The sequence below is a fragment of the Aureimonas frigidaquae genome, from assembly GCF_001463905.1.
In the GTDB taxonomy this organism is placed as follows: domain Bacteria; phylum Pseudomonadota; class Alphaproteobacteria; order Rhizobiales; family Rhizobiaceae; genus Aureimonas; species Aureimonas frigidaquae.
Map to the genome: position 1 here is coordinate 317599 of NZ_BBWR01000008.1, position 26681 is coordinate 344279.

Below are 26681 nucleotides of genomic sequence, written 5' to 3' on the forward strand. Positions count from 1 at the left end.
AGCAAATTCTGGTCAGTTCACCTTGGTCACGGCCGGAAGCCAGTATGTGCCATTGGAGACGCCGTCGATTGGGCCATAGAAGCGGAACGTAAGGCGGTAGACGGAGCCGCGCGGCGTCGGCAGCCAGTTGCCGTCCGGAATACCGTCCGGCTTCTCGGCAGCAAAATGGAGGGTGAGCGATCCATCCGACCCGTATTCGGGCTTGGTCTCGGCGTTCAAGAGATACCGTCCCGTCGGGTTCGGAAGCACACGGAAGTGCTGAGTGTCGACCGCGATCACCGACCAAAAGTATTTGGCGAACCGCGCTGGCAGGGCGTCCGCTGGGAAAGTCATGGAATAGGCATTGTCGCCCGTTAGGTGCGCACCGTCGGCATCTATGCTGGCTCGGTAATAAACTACCTCTGGGGCGATGTTGGCCCAGATCCCGCCGTAGTTCACCAAAGTCCGCGTAAGATAGTCGATGTCGTAGACGCCAATGGTTGCCGGACGCGCCCAGTTGTTCATGACCGTGCCGTGGCCGATCGGTGGACCCGCCTTAGCAAAGTCGGATAGCGCGCGTTCGCGAATAATTCCATCGATACGCTGACGCTCCACCGGATCCTTCACGGCTTCCCCAATCGCACGAGCCGTGTTCGTGAGAGGCTCCAAACCCGGGTTGAGGTCGGGTTCGCTGTCGAGGGCCGCAGCGGCCGCTTCGAAAGCTTCGACACCAGGAAGTTCCTGAGGTTCGAGCACTGGGGTTGTCGGCATCTCAGGCAGCAACGGCGACCCGGTCGTCGTCAGGGTGAATTGCTGCTGGAGGGCCGTGGCTGCGTCCCAGTCATCCCCAAGGGCAACACGGGAGAGAACACGAGAAACCTTGACGGGCAGATCAATTCGCGCCGTCAGATTTGTGGGAAGATCGACGGACGCGCCTTTGAGGCAGACGGCGAACTCTCCGTACGGCTTATTTGGAAAGACCCGCTCATTGATGTTGGCCAGCGTCTCGCCCCATCCGTTCAGAAACTGTACCGTGAAGTAGCGGTCCTTGATCTCCGGCACGCCGACAATCGTGCAGCTTGTCTCGTCAACTGCGACCCAAGCCTCGGAATAGGCAACGTCGAGATTGGGGTTTGGCCAGTCCACCGCACCGGGCTTGCGGTGAACGATTTGGTTCCAGTGAAAGCCTTCCTGGAAGTCAAGCTGCTGGCGGCTCGCTACTAAAAGACGGCCAAGCAGATATATGTAGGAATCGCTTACTTCCTGATCGGAATAGCGCGACTGTGCTTGCGTTGGCGTGGTCAACATCAAGCCACAAACGAACATCAGAGCAAGACGAATCATTACGGCCCCCTCTTACGTGTCGATGCCTCGATACGCGATGCAGAATGCTTGATGTGCTCCGAAGACTGCTTGCAATAGCAAGCAAAGCTGCGCTGTCGACAGTTTGATAAGGACCAACTTTGGTCGCCTAGGTTCCTTTCGGCCAGCACTCCGTGGGAAGTGTAAGAAACCGCTGAATGGTATGCTGCCTACTGGGACTAAGACTTCATCCACATCGCTACATCTGTCAATGACAATAAAGTGGCCCTGGCATAAGTTTGTCGGTCCAACCACTACTCCGCGAGCACGGACATGCCGCTGGCTGCTTGTATGCCCCTGTTCAAGCGGATTGGCCGCATAATTGGTGTGTCCGCTTTCGTTATGGTTCTGCGTGCCGCCGACTGGCCGACTTGGGGTCGGTTGCTGAACGGCCGCTTTCCTTAATTCTTAGCTGAAACCGGTCAGTCCGCTGTCGGCCCGCAGCGGCAGCCCTCGTGGGGCTCTATCGAAGACTATGTGTTCCCGAGCCAGTTCGATCACTCCCGCCATATGAGCACGAGGCGATACGCACGCTTCGCAGATGACTGGGTGACCTTAATTGGTCTTCGTTCAGCGGATACGAATGCTCCGGTTACTCCCTGTCACTATGGGCTGCTGGTTACCGCAGTCGCTCCTTATTACAAGTGAGTAGCTTCAACAGATACCGATCCCGTCGTCGTCGCTAGTATAGCTGGGACGTCGCTGTCCGGGGTGCCCAGCCAAACCTGAAGTTCCCGCAGCCGAGCCTGGATCTGCGAAACGTGAATTCCACTCGTTCGTTGGCCTTGTCCGGCAGCCAATGCGGTTGCGATGCCAGCGGCTTCGCCGGTCATGGTGCAGGCCGGCACGTTGCGTGTGGAGCCGAAGGCGATGGCGTCTGCGGAAATGCAGCGCCCGGCGATGATGAGATTGTCGATATCCTGAGGTATCATCGCCCGATAAGGAATGCCGTAGCCCACGCCGACATGATCCATGATCGCCCGACTTCCGCCCGGTTCGTGCACGTCGACGGGCGAGTTGCACAAGCCGATCCCGTCTTCGAAACGGCGATTGCCCCGCACGTCCGCCTCGGTGATCTCGTAAGCGCCTACGATGCGCCGCGTTTCGCGGACTCCCAGCTTGGGAGCGACTTCCAGGAAGATGGCATCCGCGAATCCTCCGACATACCGCTGAAGAAAGTCGAACGCGCAGTAGGCCTGCTTGCGGATCTCGATCTCCGCGCGGCTCAGGTCGCGGTCGTTAAGGCCGTTGCCCTGGTAGCGGGTCACGTTGACGCTGATTTCGCCCGGCATCAAACCGGTCTTCATCGTGATGTGATCCTTCGGGATGATCCAGTCGAACCCCTCACGCACCTTGTCCTTGATGCGCTGCTGAAAGCCGGTAAGTAGAACGGCCATGGCGAAGTCTTCGTTGAGTGTCGCCTCGGCGGGATACACAACTTCCCACATGTCGTCGCGATGGGCTTCGCAATCGGCGATCAGCGCCGGAACGTCGACATTGAGCACGCGAAAGTATGAGGTGATTGGCTGGGTGAGCCCGTCTGCCTCTCGGCCCAGCTTGAAGTGTCCTCCCGAAAGGGCGGCCACGTCGCCGTCGCCGGACGCATCCACGAATGCCTTGCCCAGCACGAGACTTTCTCCGGACTTGGCGCGCACGATAAGACCGCACACTGCGTCGTCCTGCATGACGGTCTGGACGACGCTTGCGCGCAGCAGCACCTCGACGCCCGCTTCTTCCACCATCTCGATGATTACGCGCTGCATGACTTCGGCATCGAACGTACCGGTATACTTACCCCAGTAGCTTTCGCGAACCCGGCCGTCGGCGCCCTTATACCCGACGCAGCGATCCAGCATCTCGTGGAAAACCGGCGAATTGATCAATCCCGTCGGTTTAGTCAAGCGGCCGCCCGTGATGAGACCACCTAGAAAGCCGGTTCCTTCCACAAGCAGCACCGATGCGCCTTCGCGGGCGGCACGGATCGCTGCCACGATGCCGGCCGAGCCGGCGCCGGTCACGACGACGTCGTAAGAGCCGAATAATTGCATGCTGCACTCCCTTCTAATTCGATGTGCCGGGCTTCAGCCTTGGTATTCCATGATGGAGAGGCCGGCGTTGTAGTCCGTGACGTAGATCAGCCCATCGGCCGCTACGAAGATGTCGCAACTCTGGATGATCGGCTTCTTGCCGGGCCGCTTGTCCATCATCTGCCTTGGCGGCGCGGGCACCAGCGCGCCGACTTCACGGGGCTGCGTGGCATCGGAAATGTCGTGAACCCGAACGCCGGCATTCTGCCAGGTGGAGAAGATGAGCGTATCGCTGACGAAACTTCCGGGGCGGTTCTCGTGCAAGTTATGCGGTCCGTAATGAGCCCCTTTCGTCGGGTAAGGAGCGTCCGCTGGCGCGCACAGGGTCGAAAGCGGCAAGGGATTGGCAGGATTCTTCACGTCGAAGATCCAGATGTTCTTCAAACCGTCCTCGTAATCGTCCAGCACCGCCTCATCCAGCACCACAAGCAGACCGCGCTCGGTTAAAGGCAGGCAGTTATGCGTGCCGCCCTGGAACGGGGGCGACCAGTTCACATGGGTAATCAGCTGCGGCGAGGCACGATCTGCCACATCCATCACCACCAGCCCGGCATCGCGCCATGCACCCCAAGCGATGTCACCGCTGACGATCGCATGATGCAACCCGTATTTTCGGCTGGGGGGCCAACTCGGCGTTTCACCTGCGGCCTGGTGCATACCGGGCAGGGCGTAACGCCCGGCTTCCCGCGGGTTGGCCGGTTCGGACATATCTACCGTCATGAAGATGAAGTCCGTATAGCCGTCCAGCAAGGCAGAGACGTAGGCCCATCGACCGCCCGTGAACCAGATGCGGTGGATACCGCCCGAAACCGGCATGAAGCCGATACGGCGTGGGTGGCCGGGCGTCGAGATATCGTAAACGGCAAGCCCCGCGTCCCAATCGCGTTCGGCCTTCGGCGCTACGGTGCCCAGGGCGCTGCCCGCGGCGGCCTTGTAGTAGCTGGCCTCGTCCGCGAAGGCCGCGTCCGCGAAGACATCCTTGCCGTGGATCACCAGCAAAAGATTATCCGCGACCTGAAGATGCACGTTCCAGGTGTTGGGCGGGGCAGGGTGGAACCCTGCGGGTTTCGGATTCCTGGGATCGCGTACGTCCACGACCGAAAAGCCGCCGCTGAACAGGTGTCCGACATAGGCGAAACCGTTTTCCACCATGACCTGTATGCCATCGGCGCGGCCGCCCTGATCGCTCTGGCTGATGAGCCGCATGTTAAAGGCGTGGTCGACGGGTTCGGTAAGGGACAAGCTGCTTCTCCAGGTGAGTTGGGGGGTCGGCGCGCCGACGTGGCGCGCCTCGTCGTCGGCTATCGTTACTTAACCATGTTGCCCCAGTTCTCCGGGCTGTCGACATTGGCCTTCCAGATCATCACGGGCTGGATCAGGGTTTCCTTCGCCACAGGGCGGTCCGCAAAATGATTTTCCATTTCGCCTACGATGGACGTACCCATGGAGAACGGGTTTTGCCCCACATCCGCCTCTTGCAGTCCCTCGCGGATGCGCTGCAGGCCAAGTGGCGTGCCGTCGAAGCCGATGATGGGGATATAGCCTTCCTCTCCCGGCTGCTTCAGGCGGTCGATCTGCCGCAAGGCCGATACGACGCCACGGATCATCTCGTCATTGTGCGCCCAGATGGCCGCTACGTTCGGGTCCCGTGTGAAGGCGTCGACAGTCAGGGTCTGCGCGTTCTCCGCAGTCCATTCCGCCTTGAGCGTATCGATGGCGATGTCCGGGTACTTCGCATCCATCTGGTCGTGGAAACCCTTGTAGCGCTTTTCCGATTGACCGGAGCCGATGGCGCCACGCACTTCCAGGACCCGACCCTTGCCGCCGGTGACCTTGGCGACCGCGTCTGCCGCGGCCGAGCCACCCGCTACGTCGTCGAACGTGTTGTAGGCGACCCATTCGCCTTCGGGCGGAAGGTTCTCGAGCATGAACAGGGGAATCTCGGCCTCGTTGGCCTTGCGCACGCCACCTTGCAGCAACGTGGCATCAACGGGATTGAGCAAGATGATGTCGGGTTGCTTGCTGATCACATCCAGCAACTGGGTCGTCTGAGTGCTTGCGTCGCCCTTGCCGTCGTAGACCTGGATGCTCATGCCCTTGTCCGCAGCGAGCTTCTTGACGTGGTCGACCAGCGTGACCTGATATTCGTACTGGAGACCAAAGGCGATGTAGGCCAGCGTCTTGCCGTCCAGGACGTTGTCCTGCGCCAGTGCCGGGGCCGCCGCGCCCGCGCCGATCATCAAAGCGGCCCCGGCAGCATAACCGAGGAATATGCGACGCGTCGTTTTAAGAAAACCCATTATAACCTCCCGTTAGATTTTCAATCTCTTGCAGACATACCTGTCCCGTTGGCCCCCGGATACTTGGCAGGGACGCGTCCAGAAACGGTTTCTCAGTTCGGCTTGCTTGTGGCGGCGGCCGCCTTCTTGCTTATGACCTTCTTGCGCATGCCGGCCTCCATGTAGCTTCTGCGATAGACGTCCAGCGCAGCGGCGGCGGCGATGACCAAACCGCTGACGACCGAGTCCCAGTTTGGCGGCACGTTCAAGAGGTTCACAGCGTTCTGCACCAGGCCGAGCAAAAGCACGCCAAGCAGCATCGAACCCATGTTGCCTTCGCCGCCGAACAGGCTGACCCCGCCGATGACGACGGCTGCAATGACGGCAAGCTCGAGCCCCTGTGCGGCCGTCGCCGCGCCAGCCTCGAACCGCGCGGTTATGAGAAGTCCCGCGATGGCGGCCATCAAGCCTGAGATCATAAAGCACAGAATGACCACACGTTCGGTCTTAATGCCGGCAAGGCGGGCGGCGAGGGGGTTGCCGCCCGTGGCGTAGACGGAGCGCCCAAACCGCGTCCGTGAGAGCACGATTTGCGCTACGGCCGCCAGAACCAGCGTCAGCACGATCACCGCCGGCACGCCCAGAACGCGGCCGGCCTGGAGTTGCACATACATGTTCGGCACTGGCGCGATATTGGTTCCGCCCGAGTAGATGTAGGCCAGGCCGCGCGCGATGGTCATCGTAGCCAGGGTAGCGATGAGCGCAGGTATACGAAGTTTGGTAACCGCAAGTCCGTTGAGGAGGCCTATGCAGGCTCCGGCGGCGAGTGCCAGCACGAGCGCGATTTCCGGAGGCAGGCCCTGAAACTGGACCAGGCCGACCGCAAGCACAGAAGACAGCACGACCACAGATGCAACCGAGAGGTCGATGCCGGCCACCAGGATGACGAAGGTCTGGCCGATCGCCACCACGGCTATGATAGTTGCCGACTGCAGCACGTTCTCGATATTGCGTGTCGTGGCAAAGACTGGGCTGAGCACGGACATGACAGCGCTTCCCAGCAGGATGACCGCCATGAGTCCGAGACTCTGCACCAAATCGATAACGGAGATGCGGCCGAGCCACCCACCGATACGCTGTCTTTTGGCTAGGGGTTGCGACATTGCCGTGTTTTCCAGCATGGGAGATTTTCCCCGGTATGCCCTCGCGCGCCCGGTCAGGGTTCGTGCAGGGTCCGTTTCTTTAACGCGTCGTGCGGGGTCCCGCACTTCATCCCTTCGTGGCGAAGCTCATGATGGCTTCGCTCGTCGCTTCGGCCTTATCCAGCGAAGCGGAAATGCGGCCCGAGCGCATCACCAGGACGCGGTCGGTCAGAGTCAGGATTTCGGGCAGTTCCGAACTGATGAGCAGAATTGCCATGCCGCCTTCGGCGAGCCGCAGGATCAACTCGCTGATCTCCGCCTTCGCGCCGATGTCGATACCCTTCGTCGGTTCATCGAGGATCAGCAGCTTCGGCTTGCGCGCAAGCCATCGCGCCAGAACCACCTTCTGCTGGTTTCCACCTGATAGCGTCGACACTCGCGTGGCCGGAGAGGATGTCTTGACGGAGAGGGCCTTGATTTCCCGATCCGCGATCATCCTTTCCTTCGCCATGGACAGGAAACCGAATGTCGAGAACTGGTCCAGGAGGCTCAGCGTGACATTGCTTCGGACACTGAGAAGGCCGACCAGTGCCTGCTGCCGTCGATCTTCCGGAACAAGACCGATACCGGCCCCGATGGCGGAACTCGGATCGTTCGGGCGCACGGTCCTACCGGCCAACTCGACGGTGCCGGAGTCATAAGGGTCGATGCCGAAGATGCAGGCCGCCACCTCCGACCGCCCGGCACCCACAAGGCCCGCCATGCCGACGATCTCGCCGGCACGCACCTCGAACGAGATGTTCTCCAGCACGTTCTCGCGCGAGAGGTCCTGCACACGCAGAACGACATCACCGATGGGCCGCTTGGGTACTTCCGTCGCCCGGACCTCGCGGCCGACCATCATGCGGATGACCGTGTCGTGGTCCAGTTCCGCGATCGGACGAGACCCCACCAGCTTGCCGTCGCGCAGAACCGTGACCCTGTCGGAAATGTGGAACACTTCCTCTAGCCAGTGGGAAACGAAGACGATCCCCATGCCCTTGCTCTTCAGGTCGTTTACGACCTCGAAGAGACGGTCGATTTCGGGTGGGGACAGGGATGTGGTCGGTTCGTCCATGATGAGGACCTTGGAGTCCTCGGAAATCGCCCTTGCTATCTCAACGAGCTGCTGGTCCGCCGAAGACAGCCGCCCAGCCAGGGTAGACGGGCTAAGATGCGGAGCCACGCGGGCCAGCGCAGCCGCGGCGCGCGCCTTCTGGTCCCGGCGCCGGATCCATCCGAATTCGTTTGTGGGCCACCGGCCGAGCAAAATGTTCTCGGCCACCGACATGGCGGGCACCAGATGGGCATCCTGGTGGATCGTGGCGACGCCCGCACGGTGTGCCGCGGCAGGATCGGCCACAAGTGCCATGCCGTCCACCAGGATCGACCCCGCGTCGGGGGAATAGAAGCCGGCCATCAGCTTGATGAGGGTCGACTTGCCCGCCCCGTTTTCGCCCAACAGGGCCATCACTTCGCCCGGCCGGACGAAGAAGTCGACATTGTCCAGCGCGAGCACGCCAGGGAACGACTTGGTTATTCCCTGTGCCACGAGGACACTTTGCGTGTCGTGTCCGGCACCTATCCGAGCGGCGACGTTCATGACGAACGATCGACATGGCCAGGCGCACGCGAAACCGCGCTTTTATGCAGCATGCCGATCCCTCCCAGAGCCCGGTCCGACCGTTTCGGACCATCCGGGCAGGTTGGTTCCCGCCCTTGTGACCAAACGCTACGGTTGGGCAAAATGCTTGTCAACTGGTATTTTTAGTGAACCAGTCCGGCTCCCGAGGAATTTTTCTGTCCTGTGTGCCATGCAGCAATTTCTTGTGTGAATTGCTGCGTTTGCGCTGATTTGGCTATCACTACCTTACTGAGAACCAGCCTTGGCAAGAAAGCAGGGACGTGACAGGTTCGATACAGTAGGGTAACTGGTTTTTATATCAGTCCAGTTGGTGATCAATGTCTGCTCCTCTCACTCCGCTTCGCGAGACGATCCAAAAACCGACGGCCAGGGACATGGTCTACGAGAAGGTTGTCTCCATGATCGCGTCGGGAATCCTGCAGATCGGGGACGAGCTTCCCAGCGAGCGCGATCTTGCATCCATGCTGTCGGTGAGCCGAGCGACGGTACGCAGTGCTGTCCAGCAACTGGGCGAGGAAGGCATCGTGCATATTTCGCAAGGGGCGCGAACACGCGTCACCGGCGACGATGTGCAGTTAAGTGGACAGCGGATCGGCGTCACCAACGCCTCGTCCATCAATGGCTACAGCTTGGAGGCGGTCCATGCGGCGCGCCTGCTGGTGGAGACCGCCGTCGTGGGAGATGCCGCGCATCACTTGAGCGAGGCAGATATTATGCGCCTTGAAAACTCGATCGCCGCCCAGACGGAGGCGCGCAACGACCCGGTACGCTTCCTGATCTGCGATCGGGAGTTCCACCTGGCTATCTATTACGCATCGCCCAACCGCCTCCTGGCCGACTTCGTCGTCGATCTCTACACCTACATGCTCGACCACCGTCGCATTGCCATGGGGCAGCCCGGCGCGATCGAGAAGAGCCTGGAAGACCACGCGTTTATCGTGCGTGCGCTGAAGATGCGGAACCCGCAGGCCGTATCGGCCGCCTTTGCCGACCACATTCGACGTATTCACGACACATCGAAGGCTGTTGACGGCGGGAAATCCCCGGGCGCCGATCCCGTCCGGAAAAGCAACAGGGCAAAAGGGGATGCGATCGCATGAAAATCTTGATCATCGGTGCCGCAGGCATGCTCGGACAGAAGCTGACACGAGCGCTTATCGCCAAGCGGACGCTGTGTGAGACGTCCATTTCCGGCCTGATGCTGGCCGACGTCGTCGCGCCCAAGGAGCCTCATTTCGACGGAAGCGTGGAAAGTAGCGCGGCCGACCTTTCGCAGCCCGGCGTGGCGGAGGCGCTTATCTCGCGGCGGCCGGACGTCATCTTCCATCTCGCGGCCGTCGTTTCGGGCGAGGCGGAAGCCGATTTCGAAAAAGGGTACAGGGTCAATCTCGATGGAACGCGTGCGCTGTTCGAGGCGATCCGAAACGCCCCTGCACCCTATTGCCCGAAAGTTGTCTTCACGTCATCGATCGTCGTGTTCGGCAGCCCTTTGCCCGATGTAATTTCGGACGATCAATGCCTGACGCCGCAGACCAGCTACGGCACGCAGAAGGCGATGTGCGAGCTTCTTCTGGCCGATTATTCCCGGCGGGGCATACTGGACGGCATCGGCATCCGCCTTCCCACCATCACCATTCGGCCGGGCGTACCGAACAAGGCTGCCTCCGGCTTTTTCTCCAGCATCCTGCGCGAACCTCTGATCGGACTGCCGGCAAACCTGCCCGTGGAGAAGACCGTACGGCACTGGTTTGCCAGCCCGCGTGCGGCAGTCTCCTTTCTGGTTCATGCCGCGGAACTCGACACGGCGCGCCTCGGCACACGCAGGACGCTGACCATGCCGGGCCTGGCTGCCTCGGTCGAGGACCAGATCGCCGCGCTCGGCCGCTATGCCGGCGGCGGTGCCGTCGACCTGATCAGCCAGGAAAGGGACGAGGATGTCGCGCGGATAATCTCCGGCTGGCCGCGCAGTTTCGATGCCCGGCGCGCGCAAGACCTAGGTTTCAAGGCGGAAAACTCTTTCGACGAGATCATCCGGGTGCATGTGGAGGACGAACTCGCCGGCGGCGCACAGGCAGACATGCCCATTGCCGATATGCGTAAACGCTTGTGAAAGCGAACGAACCGAACATCAACACGGAAACCTGCGATGCTGACCACAAAGCCTGCAATGACACTCGACGCCGCGAAGGACATCGCCGCCGCATGCGAAGCCGAAGCCCGCTCGCGCGGTTTGCGTATCGTCATCGCGATCGTGGACGATGGCGGACACCTCGTTTATCTCCAGCGCGACGACATGGCTCAGGTAGGCAGTGTGGAAATCGCAACGCTGAAGGCACGCACAGCCGTTCTGTTCCGACGCGACACACGTGATTTTCAGGATGTCGTGGAAGGGAAGGGTCGCTTTGCTCTCCTTTGCATTCCGAATGGAATTCCGCTGGATGGAGGGGTACTCCTGAAGTTCGGAGACCATATCGTGGGTGCCGTCGGCGTTGGCGGAGCAAGCGATACGGACGACGGTGATATCGGCCGTGTCGGGTCGGCGGTGCTGGCCGGCAGCGCCTAGCAATATCCACGTCTCGCCGGATCAAGCGGGAAGCGAGAGTAGACGAGTCAACGCGGCCGTACTCCAAATGTTACCGATTTGAACTCCCAATACGATGGGTGTTAGCGCTTTTCACATACCCTGCGTAAATAAGCGAAATACGTCCTCGTGATCGTGGTTCGGCATGACACCGCCTGTCGCAACGGCGTCTTCCACGAACGATGTTTGCGTCAGGCTTGACGGCGTATGATCGATACGTTGCCAAGACCCCGAACCTAATGGTCTCGGGAGACTGAACTTGAGATACTACAGGACATTCGCAAAAAGCTGCGAGGTGGGAACGCAGGAAGACCGCGACGTCGGCTATTAGCACGCCAAGCAGATGGAGGAACTTCAAGGGGGTCGTATTAGGCAGGGCAGCTTCCTACGGTTACCAACCGGAAGTTGCCGGTCCGCTTCCGGCCCCTTCGCTGCCAGTGGTCGACAGCGTTTCTCTCCTAGCCAATCAAGGCCGAGGAGAACCCGCATGGACCATTCTCAATTCGATGATCCTCGACGGCCGTCCTCGCAAGCCGAGGCTGAGAAGTCCCACGCTTTCCGGCACCGCCCGGCAGTGGCGCCCAGTCCACGCTGATCATTGATTTTGCACGATAGCACCCAACGAAGCTCTACCGCTTACATCAGAATTAACTTTTTTCACACTCTTGCACGATTTAGCTTGTTTGCGTGCACGTTTGTTCATGATATAGAAGGGTATGACCGTAGACCTACCCATCGCCCGACGCGAATTGATCGCCGGCCGGCTCGAAGCCGGACAAGCCGTTTCGGCCCCCGCGCTGGCTGCGGAGTTCTCGATCTCCGAGGATGCCATCCGCCGGGACCTTCGCGCGCTCGCCGCGCAGGGGCGGTGTCGCCGCGTCTACGGCGGCGCCCTGCCTGTCACGCCGGCGACGGCCCCTTTGACCGAGCGCATCCATCAGGACCGTGGCAGGAAGGAGGTTCTGGCCTCCTTCGCCGCCTCGACGGTGCGGGCAGGCCAACTCGTGTTCCTGGACAGCGGCAGCACGAACCTCGCGCTGGTCGGGCACCTGCCCGAAGACGCCGACGTGACCGTGGTCACGAACTCCATCCCCATCGCCGCGGAGGTGATCGCCCGGCAGGATCTTCGGCTGATCATGGTCGGCGGGGAAGTGAACCTTCCGGTCGGCGGCTGCGTCGACGCATCTGCGACGACGCAGGTCGAGCGCATGACCTTCGACCGATGCTTTCTCGGCGCCTGCGCGATCTCGCCGATCAACGGTCTGTCGGTCCACGACTTCGACGACGGCACGTTCAAGCGCATCCTGCTGGCGCGAAGCCGCCAGACCCTCGTTCTCGCGACGACGGAGAAGCTGGGCACCAGCGCTCGTCACCGCGTGGCCGATGTTGCTGAGGTCGGCGCGATCGTGGTCGAGCCCGACGCTCCGGACGGCGAGGTCCAGTCCCTGTCCGACGCCGGCGCGACGATGCTGCGTGCCATCCCGGCGCAAGTGCAACCGGCCTAAGCCGTCATTCTCCGGAGTTTTCAATGTTGTCTGCCGATCGGCCGGGCTCCCGCCTCGCCACACGACTGTCGTTTCTCGTGGCGGGATTCGTAATCGCCTGCTGGGCGCCGCTCGTGCCGTTCGCCAAGACCCGGCTGGGTGTGGACGACGCTACGCTCGGGCTTCTGCTTCTGTGTATCGGCCTCGGCTCGGTCGCCGCCATGCTGGCGACTGGGCCGATGAGCGCTCGTTACGGGAGTCGCCCGGTCATCCTCGTCGGCGGCTTCGGCTTGGCGGTCCTTCTGCCGATCCTGGCAGTGGCCGACACGCCACTGACGCTGGGCCTTGCCCTTCTCGCCTTTGGCGCTTCGCTCGGTTCGATCGACGTTGCGATGAACATCCACGCCGTGGAGGTGGAGAAGGCGGCCGGAACGCCGCTGATGTCCGGCTTCCACGCCCTCTTCAGCATCGGCGGGTTCCTTGGTGCGACGCTGATGACCCTCTTACTGTCCGCGGCGATGGGCGTTCTCGCCGCCACCATGCTTGCCTCGGCCGCGATGGCGCTCGCCATGATAGTTGCATGGCCGGGCCTCCTGAGCTCCGCCCAGGCGGGCGAAGGGCCGCTATTCGCGCTGCCGCGCGGCATCGTCCTGCTCCTGGCGGCGCTCGCCGCCATCACCTTCCTCGTCGAGGGCGCCGTCCTCGACTGGAGCGCGCTCCTCATCACGGAAGCGGGCCTCGTCGAGACGGCGCAGGGCGGGCTCGGCTACATGCTGTTCGCCATCGCCATGACCGCTGGCCGTCTCGTGGGAGACGCGGTGACGGCTCGCCTCGGCGATCGTCGAACGATCCTGTTCGGCGGGATCGCGGCCGTTCTCGGATTGGGTGTCGTTCTGGCCGCGCCGGCGGCTTGGCTTTCTCTGGCGGGCTTCGTCCTCGTCGGGCTCGGCGCGTCGAACATCGTGCCCGTGCTCTTCCGGCTTGCGGGCTCGCAGAAGGCCATGCCCTCCGGGCTCGCGGTCGCCGCGATCACCACCGTCGGCTACGCCGGGATCCTCGTCGGTCCCGCCGGGATCGGCTTCGTGGCCCAGCACGTCGGGCTTGCGACGTCGTTCTGGCTCCTCGCTGGTCTCCTGCTCGTCGTGCCGCTCTGCGCCCGGGCCGCGACCACCTCCAACACCTGAGGGGACCACTTCATGCGACTTGCACATATTGCTCTATGGACCCGCGATCTCGAAGCTGCCGCCGAGTTCTGGCGGACTTGGTTCGATGCCGGCAGCTCAGAGCGAGGTTGCTGCTTTGCCTTCAGGCAGGAGTAGCGGAGTAGTCCATCTTCGCGAGGTTCTCTGAGAGTGTCGGACCTTCGGGCACCCAACCGAGCCGTTCGCGGGTGATAGCACCCGAGCCAGGCATGTCGAAGGCCGCAAAGCCCGCCATCCACCCGAAATGCTCCTTGGCCTCACTTTCCGTCAATGAAGTGACCGGCACGTTCAGCCCATTGCCGATCGCCTCCGCAATAGAGCGGAAGGAAAGGGCCTCCTCGCTCACTGCGTGCCAGCGGGCACCGGGTTCATGTCGCTCCAGCGCAAGCACGTACAGGCGGGCGACGTCCTCGACGGCGGCGGCGCACCAACGGTTGCTACCGTCCCCGACATAAGCCGAGACGCCCGTTTGCCGAGCAAGCGCTATCAAGGGCGAGACCAGCCCCTGCTTTACTGGATCGTGGACCTGCGACAATCGAACGACCGCCATGGAGACGCCGCGCTCCCCGACCGTCAAACCCGCGAGCTCGCTAGCGATGCGGGGCATGTGGTGGCTGCGGTCAAGCACGTCCTCACGCGCGAACTGCCCGACTCCAGGGCTCCCCATGCCGATGGCCGAGGTAATGAGTAGGGGTCGATCCGACCCAACGAGCACGTCGCCGATCGCCTCGATGACACGCCGATCCTTCTCGCAATTCTCGGCGTACCGCGAGAAATCGTGATCGAACGCCGTGTGGATCACGGCATCGGCAGTCTCGGCGCCTTTGGCGAGTCTCTCCGGATTGCTAAGGTTGCCGCTGTGCACAGCGGCGCCAGCCTGCTCCAACCGACGGGCGCCAGCCTCGGATCGAGCGTTGCCGATCACCTGGTGGCCGGCGGCGAGCAGTTGAGGCAGTATACGGGAACCGATAAAGCCGGTTGCCCCGGTCAAGAAGACGCGCACGAAAACCTCCTGTTTGAGGGGAGGAATGTCGCTGCGGACTTCAGCATGTTAAAGTAGTGATCTTATCGGGGTATAGATTTCAACAGGACCGGTCATGCCTGAAAAGTCGACAAACGAGTTCGGCATTTACCTGCGCGATCGGCGGACCCGCCTCGACCCAGCATCGTTTGGCTTTGTCGGCGGCAGACGTCGCACGCCTGGGCTTCGCCGCGAAGAGGTCGCCGCGCGTGCCAATATCAGTCCGACGTGGTATACTTGGCTAGAGCAGGGGCGCGGCGGCGCTCCGTCGGCCGACGTGCTTGATCGGATCGCCAAAGGGCTGATGCTCACCGCACCCGAGCGAGAACATCTCTATATGCTGGGTTTGGGCCGCCCGCCGGAGGTAAGCTACCAGCCGGTCGATGGCGTCAGCCCGCGGCTGCAACGCGTGCTGGACGCGATGCGGTTCAGTCCCGCCATCATCAAGACAGCGATGTGGGACGTGGTCGGTTGGAACCGTGCTGCCGCCGCTTTGCTGACCGATTACTCCAAGCTGCCGAGGGAGGGACGCAACATCCTGCGTCTAATGTTCAGCAGTTCGCGCATCCGCGCCAAGCAGGAGGATTGGGAAAGCGTCGCTCGCTTCGTGGTGGGCGCGTTTCGGGCGGACGTGGCTCGAGCGGGGGCAAGCGGCAGTGCTGAAGCAACGGCGCTCATCGAAGATCTTCGCCGGACAAGCCCCGAGTTCGAGGCGCTGTGGCAGGACAACAACGTAGTCGCACACGGCGAGGGCGTAAAGCGCATCCACCACCCGGAAGCAGGTTCGCTAGAGTTGGAGTTCTCGTCCTTCGCGGTCGAGGGGCGGCCCGAACTCGGCATGATCGTATACAACCCCGCTAGCCCTGCGGACGCCGAGCGCTTAAGGGCGCTCATCGGCAACGCGACGGCGTGATCCAGCATAACAGCATTGCGGGCGCGCCGATGTCCGCTTTCTGGCGACCCCGTGCAGCTTGCAGTGGTCTGGAAGGGGTCAAAACCTATCGACCATTACGTCTTAGCTGGTGTGGCGCGTCACGATCTAGGCCCAGATCACGGCCGCCGTAACGGACAGGTACATCAACTGGGAACGTCCAACGTCGCTGCACCAAAGGCGTCGGCCGAACAAAACGAGGCGATGATCCGCCAATGCGAGGTCTAGGCGCTGAAGGCCCCATCGATCGTATGCATCGCGCCGGTCACGAAGCCAGCTTCAGGCCCTGCCAGCCACGCGACCATCGCGGCAACCTCATCGGGTCGCCCGTGGCGCTTCAGAGCCATGAAGCTATGCATCAAATCCCGCATCGGACCGTCCGCCGGGTTGGCGTCAGTGTCGATCGGTCCCGGCTGCACGATGTTTATCGTAATGCCTCGGGGACCGAAGTCGCGCGCAAGTCCGCGGGCAAGGCCTTGAAGGGCTGACTTGCTCAACGCGTAAGAGGCCATGCCGGGGACGGGCATGCGGTCACCGTTCACCGAACCAATCACGACAATTCGTCCACCCTCCGGCATCTGCCGGACTGCCTCGACTGACGCATGGTAAGGCGCGTGCACGTTGACCCGGAAAAGGCGGTCGATTTCGTCCGGATCCTGATCAAGGGCATCCCCGAAAATCGCGAAGCCCGAGTTCACCACGAGAACATCAATTGGTCCGCTTTCACGGACTGTCGCAATCACCTGGTCGCGATCGGCGCTGTCGGTTCTCACCGCCTTGCTCCCAGTTTCCGAAGCCAACTGCTTGGCTGCCTCCTTCGAGCCTGCATAGGTGAAAGTGACGGCAGCGCCATCAGCTGCGAAGCGTCGCACGATCGCAGCGCCGATCCCCCGACTTCCGCCGAGCACCAAGACGGTTTTGTCACCGAAGGTAGCCATTTCGCACCCTTTAAAAATAATGTATGAAGAGCTACATAAATAAACGAGCTATGACTGTCAACGAGTTATTTAGTGTCTGATACAAAAACAGTACGTCCGCGCGGCCGTCCCCGTCGCTTCGATCCGGAACAAGCTGTCGTGATTGCCGGAGAATTGTTCCATTCCCGTGGTTACGACGCTGTGAGCGTGGCCGACGTGACAGATGCGCTCGGCATCAATCCGCCGAGTTTCTACTCGGCCTTCGGAAGCAAGCTCGGGCTCTACGGCCGCGTTCTTGACCGTTACGCGATAACCCGTGCTGTACCCCTAGCCGACATCCTGCGATCTGATCGATCTGTGGCCGAGTGCCTTGCAGCGCTCCTGGAGGAGGCCGCACGCCGCTACGCCGAAGATCCAGAAGCTTCCGGTTGCCTCGTCGTCGAAGGGACGCGATGCAACGATGCCGAGGCCCGTGAAGCAGCCCGAGCCTACAACATTGCAGCGGAAGCGGAGATCCGGGACTTTGTCACGGCACGCCATCCGGAAAGCGCCGCCAGCATCGTCGATTTTGTGGCGACTACCATGTTCGGTCTATCGGCAAAGGCTCGCAACGGACACAGCCTCGACCAACTTGTAACTACCGCGCGATTGGCAGCATATGCGATCGCAGCTGTGCTGAAGTAGGGATTTCTCGACCAACTGCTTTCGAGCGTGTCCACGATGATCTCGTATGGCTTCTAAAATCGGTTGGCGCGGATGTGTGGCGAGGCCCTGCCTCTTCTACGCTCCGGTGAGTCGGTTTCCCGCACTCACTCCCTTTTGCAGCCGATCGCTATCGGCAGGCTGCTTGACCGCGTGTGTCAATGAAGGCGGTCAGGAAGCGTTCGACGCCTGCTCTCTCATTCGTTCCCATTTTGGCCGTGGTGAGGAGGAGAGCAGAGATTTTGTGTAATCATGACGTGGCGCGGTGAAGAGCGTCTGCGTCTCCGCTGTTTCAACAACTTTCCCGCCGCGCATGACAATGATCCGGTCGGCGAAGTTTCGAACGATCGGCAAATCATGGGTGATGAAGACGTAGGCGAGGCCAAGCCGGTCCCGAAGGTTCGCCAGGAGATCGATCACCTGCATCTGTACCGACACGTCGAGCGCTGAAACTGCCTCGTCGCAGATGATGAGCTCGGGGTCGCAAGCGAGCGCGCGCGCGATCGCGATGCGCTGGCGCTGGCCTCCGGAGAACTGATGCGGGTAGCGGGTTGCCCAGTCCGGGTTCAGTCCGACCAGGTCGAGGAGCTCGTGCACGCGGCCGCGCCACCGACTCCTGGGTAGGATATCGCCATGGATGCGCCAGGGCTCCGAGATGATCGCTTCAACGGTCATGCGCGGGTTCATCGAACTGTACGGATCCTGGAAGACCATCTGCACCTTTCGACGCAGGCCCATGAGATCCGCCCCTTCGAGGGCGTAGATGTCGGCGCCGTGGAGCAACACTCGCCCGGCAGTCGGTTCGACGAGCCTTATAAGCATCTTCGCCACGCTGGATTTGCCCGATCCCGACTCGCCGACAATTCCAAGTGTCTCGCCGCGTCCGACCTGAAACGATACGCCCTCCACGGCGGCCACGCTGCGGGGCGGGGAGAAAATGCCGCTGGTCATCTGGTAGACTTTGGTGAGCCCCTGCACATCAAGAAGATTTTCTGTTGCAGGCACCGTCGACCGACGACCATCATTAACGTCGTGCGACGGGATGGCAGCCATCAGACGACGCGTATAGTCGTCGCGCGGGTCAGTGAAGACATCACGGGCTTCGCCACTCTCGACGATACGACCACGCCGCATGACGATGACGCGATCGGCCATCGCGGCGGCAACTTCGAGATCGTGTGTGATCATCACGAGCGCCATTCCGAACTCTCGCTGGAGATCCAGGAGCAGCTCGAGGATCTGTGCCTGGATGGAGACGTCGAGCGCGGTTGTGGGCTCATCGGCGATCAACAGGGAGGGCTCGAGGGCAATCGCCATGGCGATCATTATGCGCTGGCGCTGGCCTCCCGAGAATTCGTGCGGATAGCGGTCGAAGCGCGTTTCCGGGTCAGGAATGCCGACACGCTTCAAAAGCTCCAACCCTCGCCGCCGGGCTTCGGCGCCATCGCAGATGCGGTGCGCGCGGAACACCTCGCAGATCTGCGCGCCAATGGTATAGACCGGGTTGAGATGGGCGAGGGGGTCCTGGAAGATCATCGCGACCTTGCGGCCGTTGATCTGCCGTCGCTCATCGAACGTCATTTCAGCTAAGTCCCGCCCTTCGAACAGAATTTGCCCGGACACGATCTCTGCCGGCGGCATGTCGAGAAGATCGAGAACGGTGGCCGAGCTGACACTCTTGCCTGATCCGCTTTCGCCCAGGATGCACAGCGTTTCGCCCCGATTCACAAAGAGGCTGACCCCGTCCACCGCGCGCACCGGGGCGTCGTCCGACAGAAAATCCACGGTCAGGTCGCGGATCTCCAGAACTGGAGGACTGATCGACGTCATCTGGGCGCTCTCCTCAACGATTGCAGGCGCCAGCGCTGGTGTGGATCGGACGCCACGCGCGCCCAACTTGCGACGATGTTGAGCGAAAGCGTCGTCAGCATGATCATCAGTCCTGGCCAAAAGGCGATCCACCACGCCGTCTGGAGGTAGCCGCGTCCCGTGGCGACCATGGCGCCCCAAGTGAAGGCCGGCGGCTGAATACCGAGGCCGAGGAAGCTCAGCGCTGATTCCGCCAGTATTACCGCGGCGAAATCAATCGCACCGATCGTTACAAGCGTCGGTATCGTGAGCGGGGCAATGTGACGAAACAGGATCCGTCCGTGACCTGCCCCCATCGACCGTGCAGCCTGCACGAACATGCGCTCGCGCAGTTCCAGCACCTCTGCCCGCGTGGTGCGTAGATAGATAGGCACCCGCGTAATGGCCAGCACGATGATCAGGTTGGTAACGCTCGGGCCCAATAGATAGAGGACGATCAGGGCCAGCAACAGTGATGGGAAGCTCATGATGACGTCGGCGAGGCGCATGATACCCTGCGCGAACCAGCGTCGCGAGTAGCCTGCCACGAGGCCAAGGCAGCCGCCTATCAGCATGGAGCCGAGCACAGCCGCTGCCGCGATGCCGAGTGTCGTGCCGGCGCCGACGAGAAGGCGCGCGAGCATCGGTCGGCCGAGCGTGTCGGCCCCTAGTATATAAAGCCAGCCTGCATCGAGCGTGAATGGCGCCAGATTGCGCTGGCGCAGGCCCGGGCGCGTGGCTGCGGCATCAAGGAGGAAGGGCGACAGGACGGCAGCCGCTGCCAGAACGAAGAGGAACAGGACAGCAGCAAGGGCCAGCTTGTCGCGCCGGAGCCAGGCTGTCCAGTTGCCGAGCTGCGACCTACGGGGAGCTGTCGTTGCTACGGGGGGTGCGATCTCGCTCATAGTATCAGTACCGGATACGAGGATCGAGCGCGGCATAAGCGAGGTCGATCAGGATGTTCAGCAGGAAGATCGCGCAGGCGGTAACAAGGATCGTACTTTGCACCACCGCGAAGTCCCGCTGGACGATGGAATCGATCATCAGCTTGCCGATGCCGGGCCAACCGAAAATCGTCTCCACGACCACGGCCCCGTTGACCAGGCTGGCGGCAAGGTCTCCGGCTACGGTAATTACCGGGAGCATCGAGTTGCGCAGGCCATGCCGCAGGAGGATCGAACGCGGCGGGAGCCCCTTGGCCTTCGCGGTCTTCACGTGCGGCTGGGCGAGGACGCCGATCATCGTTCCGCGGACCACTTGGACAAGCAGTCCGAAGGGGCGGAGCGTCAGGACTGACACCGGAAGGATCCAATAAGCAATGCCGCCGGTTCCCGACGTCGGCAGTAGCCCCAGGCCAACCGAGAAGATCAGGACGCCGACAATCGCAACCCAGAAGTCCGGTGCGCTGGCGCCCGCGAGGGAAAGAAAACTCGACAGGCGGTCGAACCAGCCGCCGGGTCTTGCTGCCGCAAGCGCCCCGACGGCGATCGCAAGTGAAAACGATAGGAGAATGGCGACGGCGGCCAGTTGAAGCGTGCGTGGGAAGGCTTCCAGCGCCACTTCCATCGCCGGTCGGTTCTGTCGCAGCGACATGCCGAAATCGAGGTGCAGGAGGTCACGCAGATAGGTCAGGAACTGAAGGACGACCGGACGGTCGAAGCCGTTCAGCCGGTTGAACTCCTGCCGTGCCTCCTGGGACGAGTCCAGGGGAAGAAAAAGGGCAGCCGGGTCCCCGGTCAGGCGCGTCAGCACGAAGACGATGACCAGGAGTCCAAGGATGGAGACCGCGCTGTTCAACGCGCGCTTGCCAATGAAGCCGAGCATGGGGATCGATGTCCGTCGGGAAATGCGAGGGCCTGCCGGAGGGCGAATAGCCCTCCGGAGCGCGCCCTGCTATTTGAAGCGGATCTGCGAAAGGGGGATTTCGCTGTTGGTGGCTAAGCTGGGGCGCCAGTCGATGCGCGGCCCAACGGCGGTGTAGCCGATCATGTGGAACATGGGCACGTCAGCGGCGATATCGTCATGGACCTTCCCGAAGACCTCGCGGAACTTGCGGCTCCGCTCTTCCCCGGTCTCGGCCAGCGCAGTGTCGATCTCGGTGTCCAAAGCCGGATCGTTCAGCGTCGAGTAGCTGCCGGACGAGCGGTATAGCAAAGGTACCGTAAAGGCGGCGTCGCCCTTGTTGTTGTCGTGCTGGATCTGAAGAAGCGTCGGGCCACGCTCGGCCGGGAACGGCTTTTGCAGGTAGCGGGTCCAGTCCGCGACGTCGAGCATTGTCAGTTTCACGTTCAGGCCGGCATCGTTCCACATGGCCATCATGGCTTCCATGGCTTCCGTGCCGTTGGGATAAATCCCGTTTCGGCCGATGAGATTGATCTCTGTATCGACAGGCACGCCCGCGGAACGGGCTTCTTCGATCAACTCTGCTGCTGCGTCCGGATCGAAGGTCCAGGGCTTCAGGCCCTCGTCATGGCCGTTGATTCCCGGCGGCACCATCTGCGCAGCGCGCAAGGCTTTGTCGCCGAAGAGGCTGGCCATGCCTTCCCAGTCGATCGCCAGGTTCAGCGCCTTGCGGACGCGCGCGTCGTCGAGTGGGGGATAGTCCATGTCGATGCGCACTGCGGTCGTCTCCGAATTCAGGTAGGAGAAGTCGCGGCTGGGATCGGTCGCGTCCTGCAACGCGATCGTAGGCGTCAGGTCGGCTTCACCAGTCTGGATCATCGCGATCCGCAGGGAAGACTCGCCCCGCCAGACGTAGGTCGCCTTGGCGACCGCCGGCTCTTCGCCCCAGTAATCGCCGAAACGCTCGAGGACGATACGTTCGGGCGTAGCCTGGGCCAGCGTGTACGGCCCGGTGCCGATCGGGGCATTGGTTGCCTGCGTCGCCGAAGTCTTGGGCGAGACGATCATCGCTACACTGATCAAGGTCGGCAGGATCGGCTGCGGCTGGGTCGACGTCACATCGATGGTGGTGGGATCGATCACCTCAACGGTGATCGTGTCATTACCGAACTTCGCCAGGTTGTTACACGTGAAGGCCTTGCTCGTCATCCGGTCGATGGAAAACTTGACCGCTTCGGCATCGAAGGCTTCGCCGTCCTGGAACTTGACCCCTTCGCGGAGCTTGAACCGCCACGTTAACGGTTCGACCTGGCTCCATTCGGTCGCCAGCTTGGCGTCGACCGAGCCGTCCGCCGGATCGACGACGGTCAGCGATTCCGTGATATTCTGGCTAAGCACCTGCCCGACATCGGTAAGGATCGAGCCGCAAGGTTCGAGATTACTGGGCTGCTCCGGCAGAACAATCGTTATCTCGTCGGTGGGTGCTTGCGCAAAAGCGGGCTGAACAACGGCGCCGGCGAGCGCCGCAAACGCCATTCTGACTATCGCGTTCGTTCTCATGGTGATCCTCCCATTCGTTTCGTCGGTTCCGGACAGCCGACGCCTCCCGCGTCGGCTCGTCCTTGGTTCAGGCGTTTTTTTCGATAAGGGCGGCCAGCATCCCGCGCTCCTCGTGGGTCAAGTCCGTCAGGGGCGCGCGCACGGGGCCGGGCGCCTGCCCAACGATGTCCGCTCCCGCCTTGATGATGGAGACCGCGTACCCTGCCTGACGGTCGCGGATGGCTGCGAAGGGGTAGAAAAAGTCCTTCAGGATCGTCTCCATCGTCGCACGGTCGCCAGTACGCATCGCCTTGAAGAAACGGACGGCAAGGCCCGGCACGAAATTGAAGACGGCAGAGGAATAGGTCGTCACCCCCGCTGCATTGAACGCTTCGGCGAAGAGCTCGTGGGTCGGCATGCCGCCGATGTAGCAGAGCCTCTCCCCGAGTTTGGCGGATATTTCGCGTACCAGTGAAATCTGCCCGGTGCCGTCCTTGAAGCCGATGAGGTTAGGACAGCTGTCGGCAAGGCGTGCCAACGTATCGGCGTTCACCACTGAGTTGGAGCGGTTATAGACGACAACGCCGAGGCCGGTCGCCTGGCAGACCGCTTCAATGTGACGGAAGAGCCCTTCCTGCGGCGCGCCGATAAGGTAATGCGGCAGAAGCAGGAGGCCGTCCGCGCCTGCGGCTTCGGCGCGGCGAGCGATATCCTTGGCCATTTCCGTGCCGTAGCCGCAACCGGAAACGATCGGCACAGGCCCTGACGCCTCCTTTGCTGCCTGGATGACGCTTCCGATCTCCTCGGGCGTCAGCGAGAAGAACTCGCCGGTTCCTCCTGCTGCGAACAAAACACTGGCCTCGAAGCCCGACAGCCATTCCACGTGGCGGCGGTACGTATCAAGGCTCAAGGCTCCGTTCGCATCGAAATGGGTAACAGGAAAAGAGAGGAGGCCGGAAGACAGGGCCGACTTTAATTCATCAGGAGACATTTTCGCTCGCATCATATGAGTAGGCTAACCAGTCATATGATGACTGTATGCGGGCGTCAACTGGTTCTGTCGATGGTCCGGGCTCGTGTGAGCGCACGATACCGCTTTATCCCGCCTTGGAGGTGGCGACGCATGGCCTCCCGCGCGGCCTCCGGGTCGCGCTGGGAAATGGCGTCGGCGACAGCCTCGTGCTCCTCCATGATCAGGCGGTCGCGGTTCGGTAGGGGGTCGATGCCCCCCATGACCGTCCGGAACTTCACGCGTGGGATGATCCGCTTTCCGATGTGCTCCAGGAAGCTCTGGAAGCGCGTGTTGTTCGTTGCCTTGGCAACGGCCATGTGAAAGGCAAAATCGGCTTCGTCAGTCGGCTCCCCGCGCTCTACCAGGGTGCGGAACTCGTCGACAAGAGACAGGATCTCCGCTTCCTGGGCGGGCGACGCGCGCAGGGCTGAAAGCCCGGCTGCCTCTACCTCTACACCGATGCGCAGTTCCAGTTCCTCGATAATGTCCGAGATTTTATCGGTTGCCTGCCGGAACAGCTCCAGTTCGGCGTTTGGGCGCTTCGGCCCGATCACGAAAACGCCGACACCGTGACGCGAGTCGACAAGACCGTCGGCGCGAAGGGCCGCGATCGCTTCGCGGATAACGGTTCGACTGTATCCGAAACGGGACACCAGGACTGGTTCGGTAGGCAATTGATCGCCGGGGGCATAATCGCCGTCGACGATGTTCTGTCGTAAGGTGTCAATGACGATCTCCCGCAGGGGACGTCCCTGGGATACGGTAGGTCTGCGAGCCAAATCAACCTCTGCCAATTTACAGCGTCTCGGGCGAGAGCCACTGCATGATCCGAAGAGTCATCGTATGACATAGGGATCAATTTGTCGAATGCTGCCGGCTTGGTGCTTAAGCAGGCTAACGGAACCCTCCAACCTTGCATCACGGACATCATCGGTTCGCCTGGGCAACTAAGCGAATGCGTTGCGCACCGGAATACGTCAGCTGACTGGAAGTGAACGCGCGATCTGCCGCAGGCAATGGGGGCGACACCGCAGATCGATCGCACCATCTTACGGTCATGACGAAACTGACGGTCTGGCACGATGGCTCGTGCCCATTGTGTCGACGGGAGATTGCGCTGATGCGCTGGCTTGATCGGCGAGGCGCGATCCGCTTCATCGATGCTGCCCAGGCCGAAGTGGCATCCTGTCCGCGTAGCCGAGCGGAACTGCTTGAACGCTTTCACGCGATGGAGAACGGGCGCGTGGTTAGTGGTGCCGAAGCCTTTGCCGCAATGTGGCGCGCAATTCCGCTTCTGCGTCCGCTTGGGCGAGCGTGTCAGGCACCGCTCGCACTTTTCGTCCTGGAACGGTTTTACCGCGCCTTTCTGCGGGTGCGCCCTGCGCTTCAGAGCATTGCTAGCCGGTTGGAGCATCGATGAGAACGAGCAGGGCGATATCGGCATGAGTAGCAAAGGCGACATGCCAAAAGGGCGTTCGGTGCCAAGTGGGCGCTTGTCGAGGTTTGGGCAGTTCGGGCGATTGGCCGGCGGCCTGGCGGGCGGGATGCTTGCCGAAGGAGCCCGGCGCCTGGCGGATGGACAGCGTCCGCGATTGCCGGACATGTTAATGACGCCCGGCAATCTCGTGCGGGTCGCCGATCGCCTGTCTCACCTGCGCGGGGCGGCAATGAAGCTGGGCCAGATGATGTCGCTGGATGCCGGCGATGCTCTGCCTGCGGAACTCTCGCAGATCATGGCGCGCCTTCGAGCCGACGCCGATCCCATGCCGCCCGTTCAGCTCCAACGCGTACTCACGGCGGAATGGGGACACGAATGGCGTTTGCGATTTCAGCGTTTCGATGACAAGCCGATCGCCGCCGCGTCCATTGGTCAGGTCCACCGCGCCGTAGCAAGCGACGGACGTGAGCTGGCAGTCAAAATTCAGTATCCTGGCGTGCGAGCCAGCATCGATGCCGATGTCGACAATGTCGCTGCGCTCCTGCGTCTGTCCGGTCTGCTGCCGCGAGAGCTCAGCATCGCTCCGCTTCTTGCGGAGGCCAAGGCACAGCTTCACGAAGAGACCGACTACAGGCGCGAGGGCGCGCAGATGGAGGCTTACCGCGGCTTACTCGCCGGAAAGGGAGGGTACGTCGTACCGACGCTCGCTGCGGACTTCACCACCGAGAACGTTCTCACGATGACGTTTGTCGACGGTGTGCCGATCGAGGATATGGTTAGCGCATCGCAGACCGAGCGCGATCGCATTGCATCACTTCTTGTCTCATTGGTTCTCGACGAGCTTTTCGAGTTCGGCGTGATGCAGACCGACCCGAACTTCGCTAACTTCCGCTATCAACCTGAAAGCAGGCGAATTGTCCTCCTGGACTTTGGAGCGACTCGGCCAGTCCCGGCCGCCACTGCGGATGGATATCGCACGCTTTTGTACAGTGGTATCTCAGGAGACGGCGAAGCGGTTAAGAGAGCCGCCATTGCGGCTGGGTTCGTTGGGAAGGAAGCGGCAAGGCGACACGAAGCGCTGATCGAACGCATGATCGAAATAATCGTCGCCGAGACTGCTCGGGAGGGGCCGTTCGACTTTGCGGATCGCAACTTCCTTTCGATCGTCCGAGAACAAGCACTGCGCGTAGCGCAGGACAGCGAGGCGTGGCACGTTCCCCCAACCGACACGCTGTTTGTCCAGCGGAAGATCAGCGGTATGGCCCTCCTGGCAGCGCGCCTTCGAGCCAAGGTCGACGTTCGATCGATGGTAGTTGCACGCATTGGTACGGAGACGACTGCAATTTGAGCGCTGCCGCTGAACGACAGGGCAGTAATCGCTCGGGAGTGGTGTAACGCATACACTGACACCCGAGCTTGAGGCTCGACATTACTTTTCTACGCTGAAAGCCGACCCAAGACGGCTGTTCAAAAGAAAAAGATAGATAGCAGAATCCTCGGCCAAGCGAGGAAGGCTCTGACGGAGTACCTACCCACCGTTTGAAACGCAGGACAGCCGCCAGGCCGTATAGCGTGGGTTCAATGAACCTACTGGTAACTTCGTAGTCGAAGTGCCAAACCCTTACGTAGCA

The 26681-nt window shown here is 61.6% G+C and carries 23 protein-coding genes; 9 read left to right on the forward strand and 14 right to left on the reverse strand.

From position 1 onward, the window contains the following. Positions 1-12: 12 nt before the first annotated feature. The 6 genes from AUL30_RS09750 to AUL30_RS09775 form a co-directional block, all read right to left on the reverse strand. Complete coding sequence (locus AUL30_RS09750; RefSeq protein WP_062227664.1) at positions 13-1323, reverse strand: DUF1214 domain-containing protein; 1311 nt, start codon at positions 1321-1323, stop codon at positions 13-15. 656 nt (positions 1324-1979) lie between these two features. Further along, entirely contained in the window at positions 1980-3389 is a 1410-nt protein-coding gene (locus AUL30_RS09755; protein WP_062227665.1) for an FAD-dependent oxidoreductase, read from the reverse strand. 33 nt (positions 3390-3422) lie between these two features. Then, positions 3423-4634, reverse strand: coding sequence for an LVIVD repeat-containing protein (locus tag AUL30_RS09760; RefSeq protein WP_062227666.1), 1212 nt, complete (start codon positions 4632-4634; stop codon positions 3423-3425). A 101-nt stretch (positions 4635-4735) separates the two neighbouring features. Then, positions 4736-5728 carry a sugar ABC transporter substrate-binding protein gene (locus AUL30_RS09765; RefSeq protein ID WP_062227667.1) on the reverse strand — a complete coding sequence of 331 codons (993 nt, stop codon included), beginning with the start codon at positions 5726-5728 and terminating at the stop codon, positions 4736-4738. A 92-nt stretch (positions 5729-5820) separates the two neighbouring features. Further along, positions 5821-6888 (reverse strand): ABC transporter permease, encoded by a 1068-nt coding sequence (locus AUL30_RS09770; RefSeq protein ID WP_244490777.1) that lies wholly within the window; start codon positions 6886-6888, stop codon positions 5821-5823. Positions 6889-6976: 88 nt separating this feature from the next. Further along, the gene (locus AUL30_RS09775) at positions 6977-8440 is read right to left on the reverse strand and encodes a sugar ABC transporter ATP-binding protein (protein ID WP_244490778.1); all 1464 of its coding nucleotides are present in this window, start codon (positions 8438-8440) and stop codon (positions 6977-6979) included. A 467-nt stretch (positions 8441-8907) separates the two neighbouring features. Between AUL30_RS09775 and AUL30_RS09780 the strand changes: the two genes are divergently transcribed. The 5 genes from AUL30_RS09780 to AUL30_RS09800 all read left to right on the forward strand — a co-directional run bounded on the left by AUL30_RS09780 (position 8908) and on the right by AUL30_RS09800 (position 13782). Continuing rightward, entirely contained in the window at positions 8908-9633 is a 726-nt protein-coding gene (locus AUL30_RS09780) for a FadR/GntR family transcriptional regulator (RefSeq protein WP_083507811.1), read from the forward strand. Beyond that, on the forward strand, positions 9630-10643 hold the full coding sequence (denD, locus tag AUL30_RS09785; protein WP_062227669.1) for a D-erythronate dehydrogenase: 1014 nt from the start codon (positions 9630-9632) through the stop codon (positions 10641-10643). Before AUL30_RS09780 ends, denD begins: the two co-directional genes overlap by 4 nt. Before the next feature lie 36 nt (positions 10644-10679). Next, complete coding sequence (locus AUL30_RS09790) at positions 10680-11096, forward strand: GlcG/HbpS family heme-binding protein (protein WP_062227670.1); 417 nt, start codon at positions 10680-10682, stop codon at positions 11094-11096. Between the two features lie 734 nt (positions 11097-11830). Beyond that, entirely contained in the window at positions 11831-12619 is a 789-nt protein-coding gene (locus AUL30_RS09795) for a DeoR/GlpR family DNA-binding transcription regulator (protein WP_062227671.1), read from the forward strand. A gap of 23 nt (positions 12620-12642) precedes the next feature. Then, the gene (locus AUL30_RS09800; protein ID WP_157070033.1) at positions 12643-13782 is read left to right on the forward strand and encodes an MFS transporter; all 1140 of its coding nucleotides are present in this window, start codon (positions 12643-12645) and stop codon (positions 13780-13782) included. 121 nt (positions 13783-13903) lie between these two features. On the opposite strand, the gene AUL30_RS09805 is transcribed toward AUL30_RS09800, so the two are convergent. Further along, entirely contained in the window at positions 13904-14803 is a 900-nt protein-coding gene (locus AUL30_RS09805) for an SDR family oxidoreductase (protein ID WP_062227672.1), read from the reverse strand. Positions 14804-14897: 94 nt separating this feature from the next. On the opposite strand from AUL30_RS09805, the gene AUL30_RS09810 reads away from it, so the two are divergent. Beyond that, a complete protein-coding gene (locus AUL30_RS09810) occupies positions 14898-15734 on the forward strand; it encodes a helix-turn-helix transcriptional regulator (protein WP_062227673.1) in 837 nt (278 codons plus the stop codon). A 242-nt stretch (positions 15735-15976) separates the two neighbouring features. On the opposite strand, the gene bdcA is transcribed toward AUL30_RS09810, so the two are convergent. Next, on the reverse strand, positions 15977-16690 hold the full coding sequence (gene bdcA / locus AUL30_RS09815; protein ID WP_062227674.1) for an SDR family oxidoreductase: 714 nt from the start codon (positions 16688-16690) through the stop codon (positions 15977-15979). A 72-nt stretch (positions 16691-16762) separates the two neighbouring features. Between bdcA and AUL30_RS19345 the strand changes: the two genes are divergently transcribed. Beyond that, positions 16763-17353 carry a TetR/AcrR family transcriptional regulator gene (locus AUL30_RS19345; RefSeq protein ID WP_083507812.1) on the forward strand — a complete coding sequence of 197 codons (591 nt, stop codon included), beginning with the start codon at positions 16763-16765 and terminating at the stop codon, positions 17351-17353. 189 nt (positions 17354-17542) lie between these two features. Here the strand turns inward: AUL30_RS19345 and AUL30_RS09825 are convergent, their stop codons facing one another. The 6 genes from AUL30_RS09825 to AUL30_RS09850 form a co-directional block, all read right to left on the reverse strand. Then, positions 17543-19201, reverse strand: a complete 1659-nt coding sequence (locus tag AUL30_RS09825) for an ABC transporter ATP-binding protein (protein WP_062227676.1) — start codon at positions 19199-19201, stop codon at positions 17543-17545. Continuing rightward, entirely contained in the window at positions 19198-20124 is a 927-nt protein-coding gene (locus AUL30_RS09830) for an ABC transporter permease (RefSeq protein ID WP_062227677.1), read from the reverse strand. The genes AUL30_RS09825 and AUL30_RS09830 overlap by 4 nt, the downstream gene beginning before the upstream one ends. A 4-nt stretch (positions 20125-20128) precedes the next feature. Further along, on the reverse strand, positions 20129-21043 hold the full coding sequence (locus tag AUL30_RS09835) for an ABC transporter permease (RefSeq protein WP_062227678.1): 915 nt from the start codon (positions 21041-21043) through the stop codon (positions 20129-20131). Positions 21044-21112: 69 nt separating this feature from the next. Continuing rightward, on the reverse strand, positions 21113-22621 hold the full coding sequence (locus AUL30_RS09840; RefSeq protein ID WP_083507813.1) for an ABC transporter substrate-binding protein: 1509 nt from the start codon (positions 22619-22621) through the stop codon (positions 21113-21115). Between the two features lie 67 nt (positions 22622-22688). Beyond that, positions 22689-23591, reverse strand: coding sequence for a 5-dehydro-4-deoxyglucarate dehydratase (gene kdgD / locus AUL30_RS09845; RefSeq protein WP_062227680.1), 903 nt, complete (start codon positions 23589-23591; stop codon positions 22689-22691). A gap of 56 nt (positions 23592-23647) precedes the next feature. Continuing rightward, positions 23648-24355: a FadR/GntR family transcriptional regulator gene (locus AUL30_RS09850; protein ID WP_244490780.1), complete on the reverse strand. Its 708-nt coding sequence runs from the start codon at positions 24353-24355 to the stop codon at positions 23648-23650. Between the two features lie 377 nt (positions 24356-24732). On the opposite strand from AUL30_RS09850, the gene AUL30_RS19350 reads away from it, so the two are divergent. Then, on the forward strand, positions 24733-25032 hold the full coding sequence (locus AUL30_RS19350; protein ID WP_244490781.1) for a DCC1-like thiol-disulfide oxidoreductase family protein: 300 nt from the start codon (positions 24733-24735) through the stop codon (positions 25030-25032). 40 nt (positions 25033-25072) lie between these two features. Next, a complete protein-coding gene (locus AUL30_RS09855; RefSeq protein WP_244490782.1) occupies positions 25073-26398 on the forward strand; it encodes an ABC1 kinase family protein in 1326 nt (441 codons plus the stop codon). Positions 26399-26681 lie beyond the last annotated feature (283 nt).

Bases quoted from the DNA above. Each gene is read 5' to 3' on its own strand.
- AUL30_RS09750 (WP_062227664.1), bottom strand. From the start codon at position 1,323: ATGATTCGTCTTGCTCTGATGTTCGTTTGTGGCTTGATGTTGACCACG.
- AUL30_RS09755 (WP_062227665.1), bottom strand. From the start codon at position 3,389: ATGCAATTATTCGGCTCTTACGACGTCGTCGTGACCGGCGCCGGCTCG.
- AUL30_RS09760 (WP_062227666.1), bottom strand. From the start codon at position 4,634: ATGCGGCTCATCAGCCAGAGCGATCAGGGCGGCCGCGCCGATGGCATA.
- AUL30_RS09765 (WP_062227667.1), bottom strand. From the start codon at position 5,728: ATGGGTTTTCTTAAAACGACGCGTCGCATATTCCTCGGTTATGCTGCC.
- AUL30_RS09770 (WP_244490777.1), bottom strand. From the start codon at position 6,888: ATGCTGGAAAACACGGCAATGTCGCAACCCCTAGCCAAAAGACAGCGT.
- AUL30_RS09780 (WP_083507811.1), top strand. From the start codon at position 8,908: ATGGTCTACGAGAAGGTTGTCTCCATGATCGCGTCGGGAATCCTGCAG.
- denD (WP_062227669.1), top strand. From the start codon at position 9,630: ATGAAAATCTTGATCATCGGTGCCGCAGGCATGCTCGGACAGAAGCTG.
- AUL30_RS09790 (WP_062227670.1), top strand. From the start codon at position 10,680: ATGCTGACCACAAAGCCTGCAATGACACTCGACGCCGCGAAGGACATC.
- AUL30_RS09795 (WP_062227671.1), top strand. From the start codon at position 11,831: ATGACCGTAGACCTACCCATCGCCCGACGCGAATTGATCGCCGGCCGG.
- AUL30_RS09800 (WP_157070033.1), top strand. From the start codon at position 12,643: ATGTTGTCTGCCGATCGGCCGGGCTCCCGCCTCGCCACACGACTGTCG.
- AUL30_RS09810 (WP_062227673.1), top strand. From the start codon at position 14,898: ATGCCTGAAAAGTCGACAAACGAGTTCGGCATTTACCTGCGCGATCGG.
- bdcA (WP_062227674.1), bottom strand. From the start codon at position 16,690: ATGGCTACCTTCGGTGACAAAACCGTCTTGGTGCTCGGCGGAAGTCGG.
- AUL30_RS09825 (WP_062227676.1), bottom strand. From the start codon at position 19,201: ATGACGTCGATCAGTCCTCCAGTTCTGGAGATCCGCGACCTGACCGTG.
- AUL30_RS09830 (WP_062227677.1), bottom strand. From the start codon at position 20,124: ATGAGCGAGATCGCACCCCCCGTAGCAACGACAGCTCCCCGTAGGTCG.
- AUL30_RS09835 (WP_062227678.1), bottom strand. From the start codon at position 21,043: ATGCTCGGCTTCATTGGCAAGCGCGCGTTGAACAGCGCGGTCTCCATC.
- AUL30_RS09840 (WP_083507813.1), bottom strand. From the start codon at position 22,621: ATGAGAACGAACGCGATAGTCAGAATGGCGTTTGCGGCGCTCGCCGGC.
- kdgD (WP_062227680.1), bottom strand. From the start codon at position 23,591: ATGTCTCCTGATGAATTAAAGTCGGCCCTGTCTTCCGGCCTCCTCTCT.
- AUL30_RS19350 (WP_244490781.1), top strand. From the start codon at position 24,733: ATGCGCTGGCTTGATCGGCGAGGCGCGATCCGCTTCATCGATGCTGCC.
- AUL30_RS09855 (WP_244490782.1), top strand. From the start codon at position 25,073: ATGCCAAAAGGGCGTTCGGTGCCAAGTGGGCGCTTGTCGAGGTTTGGG.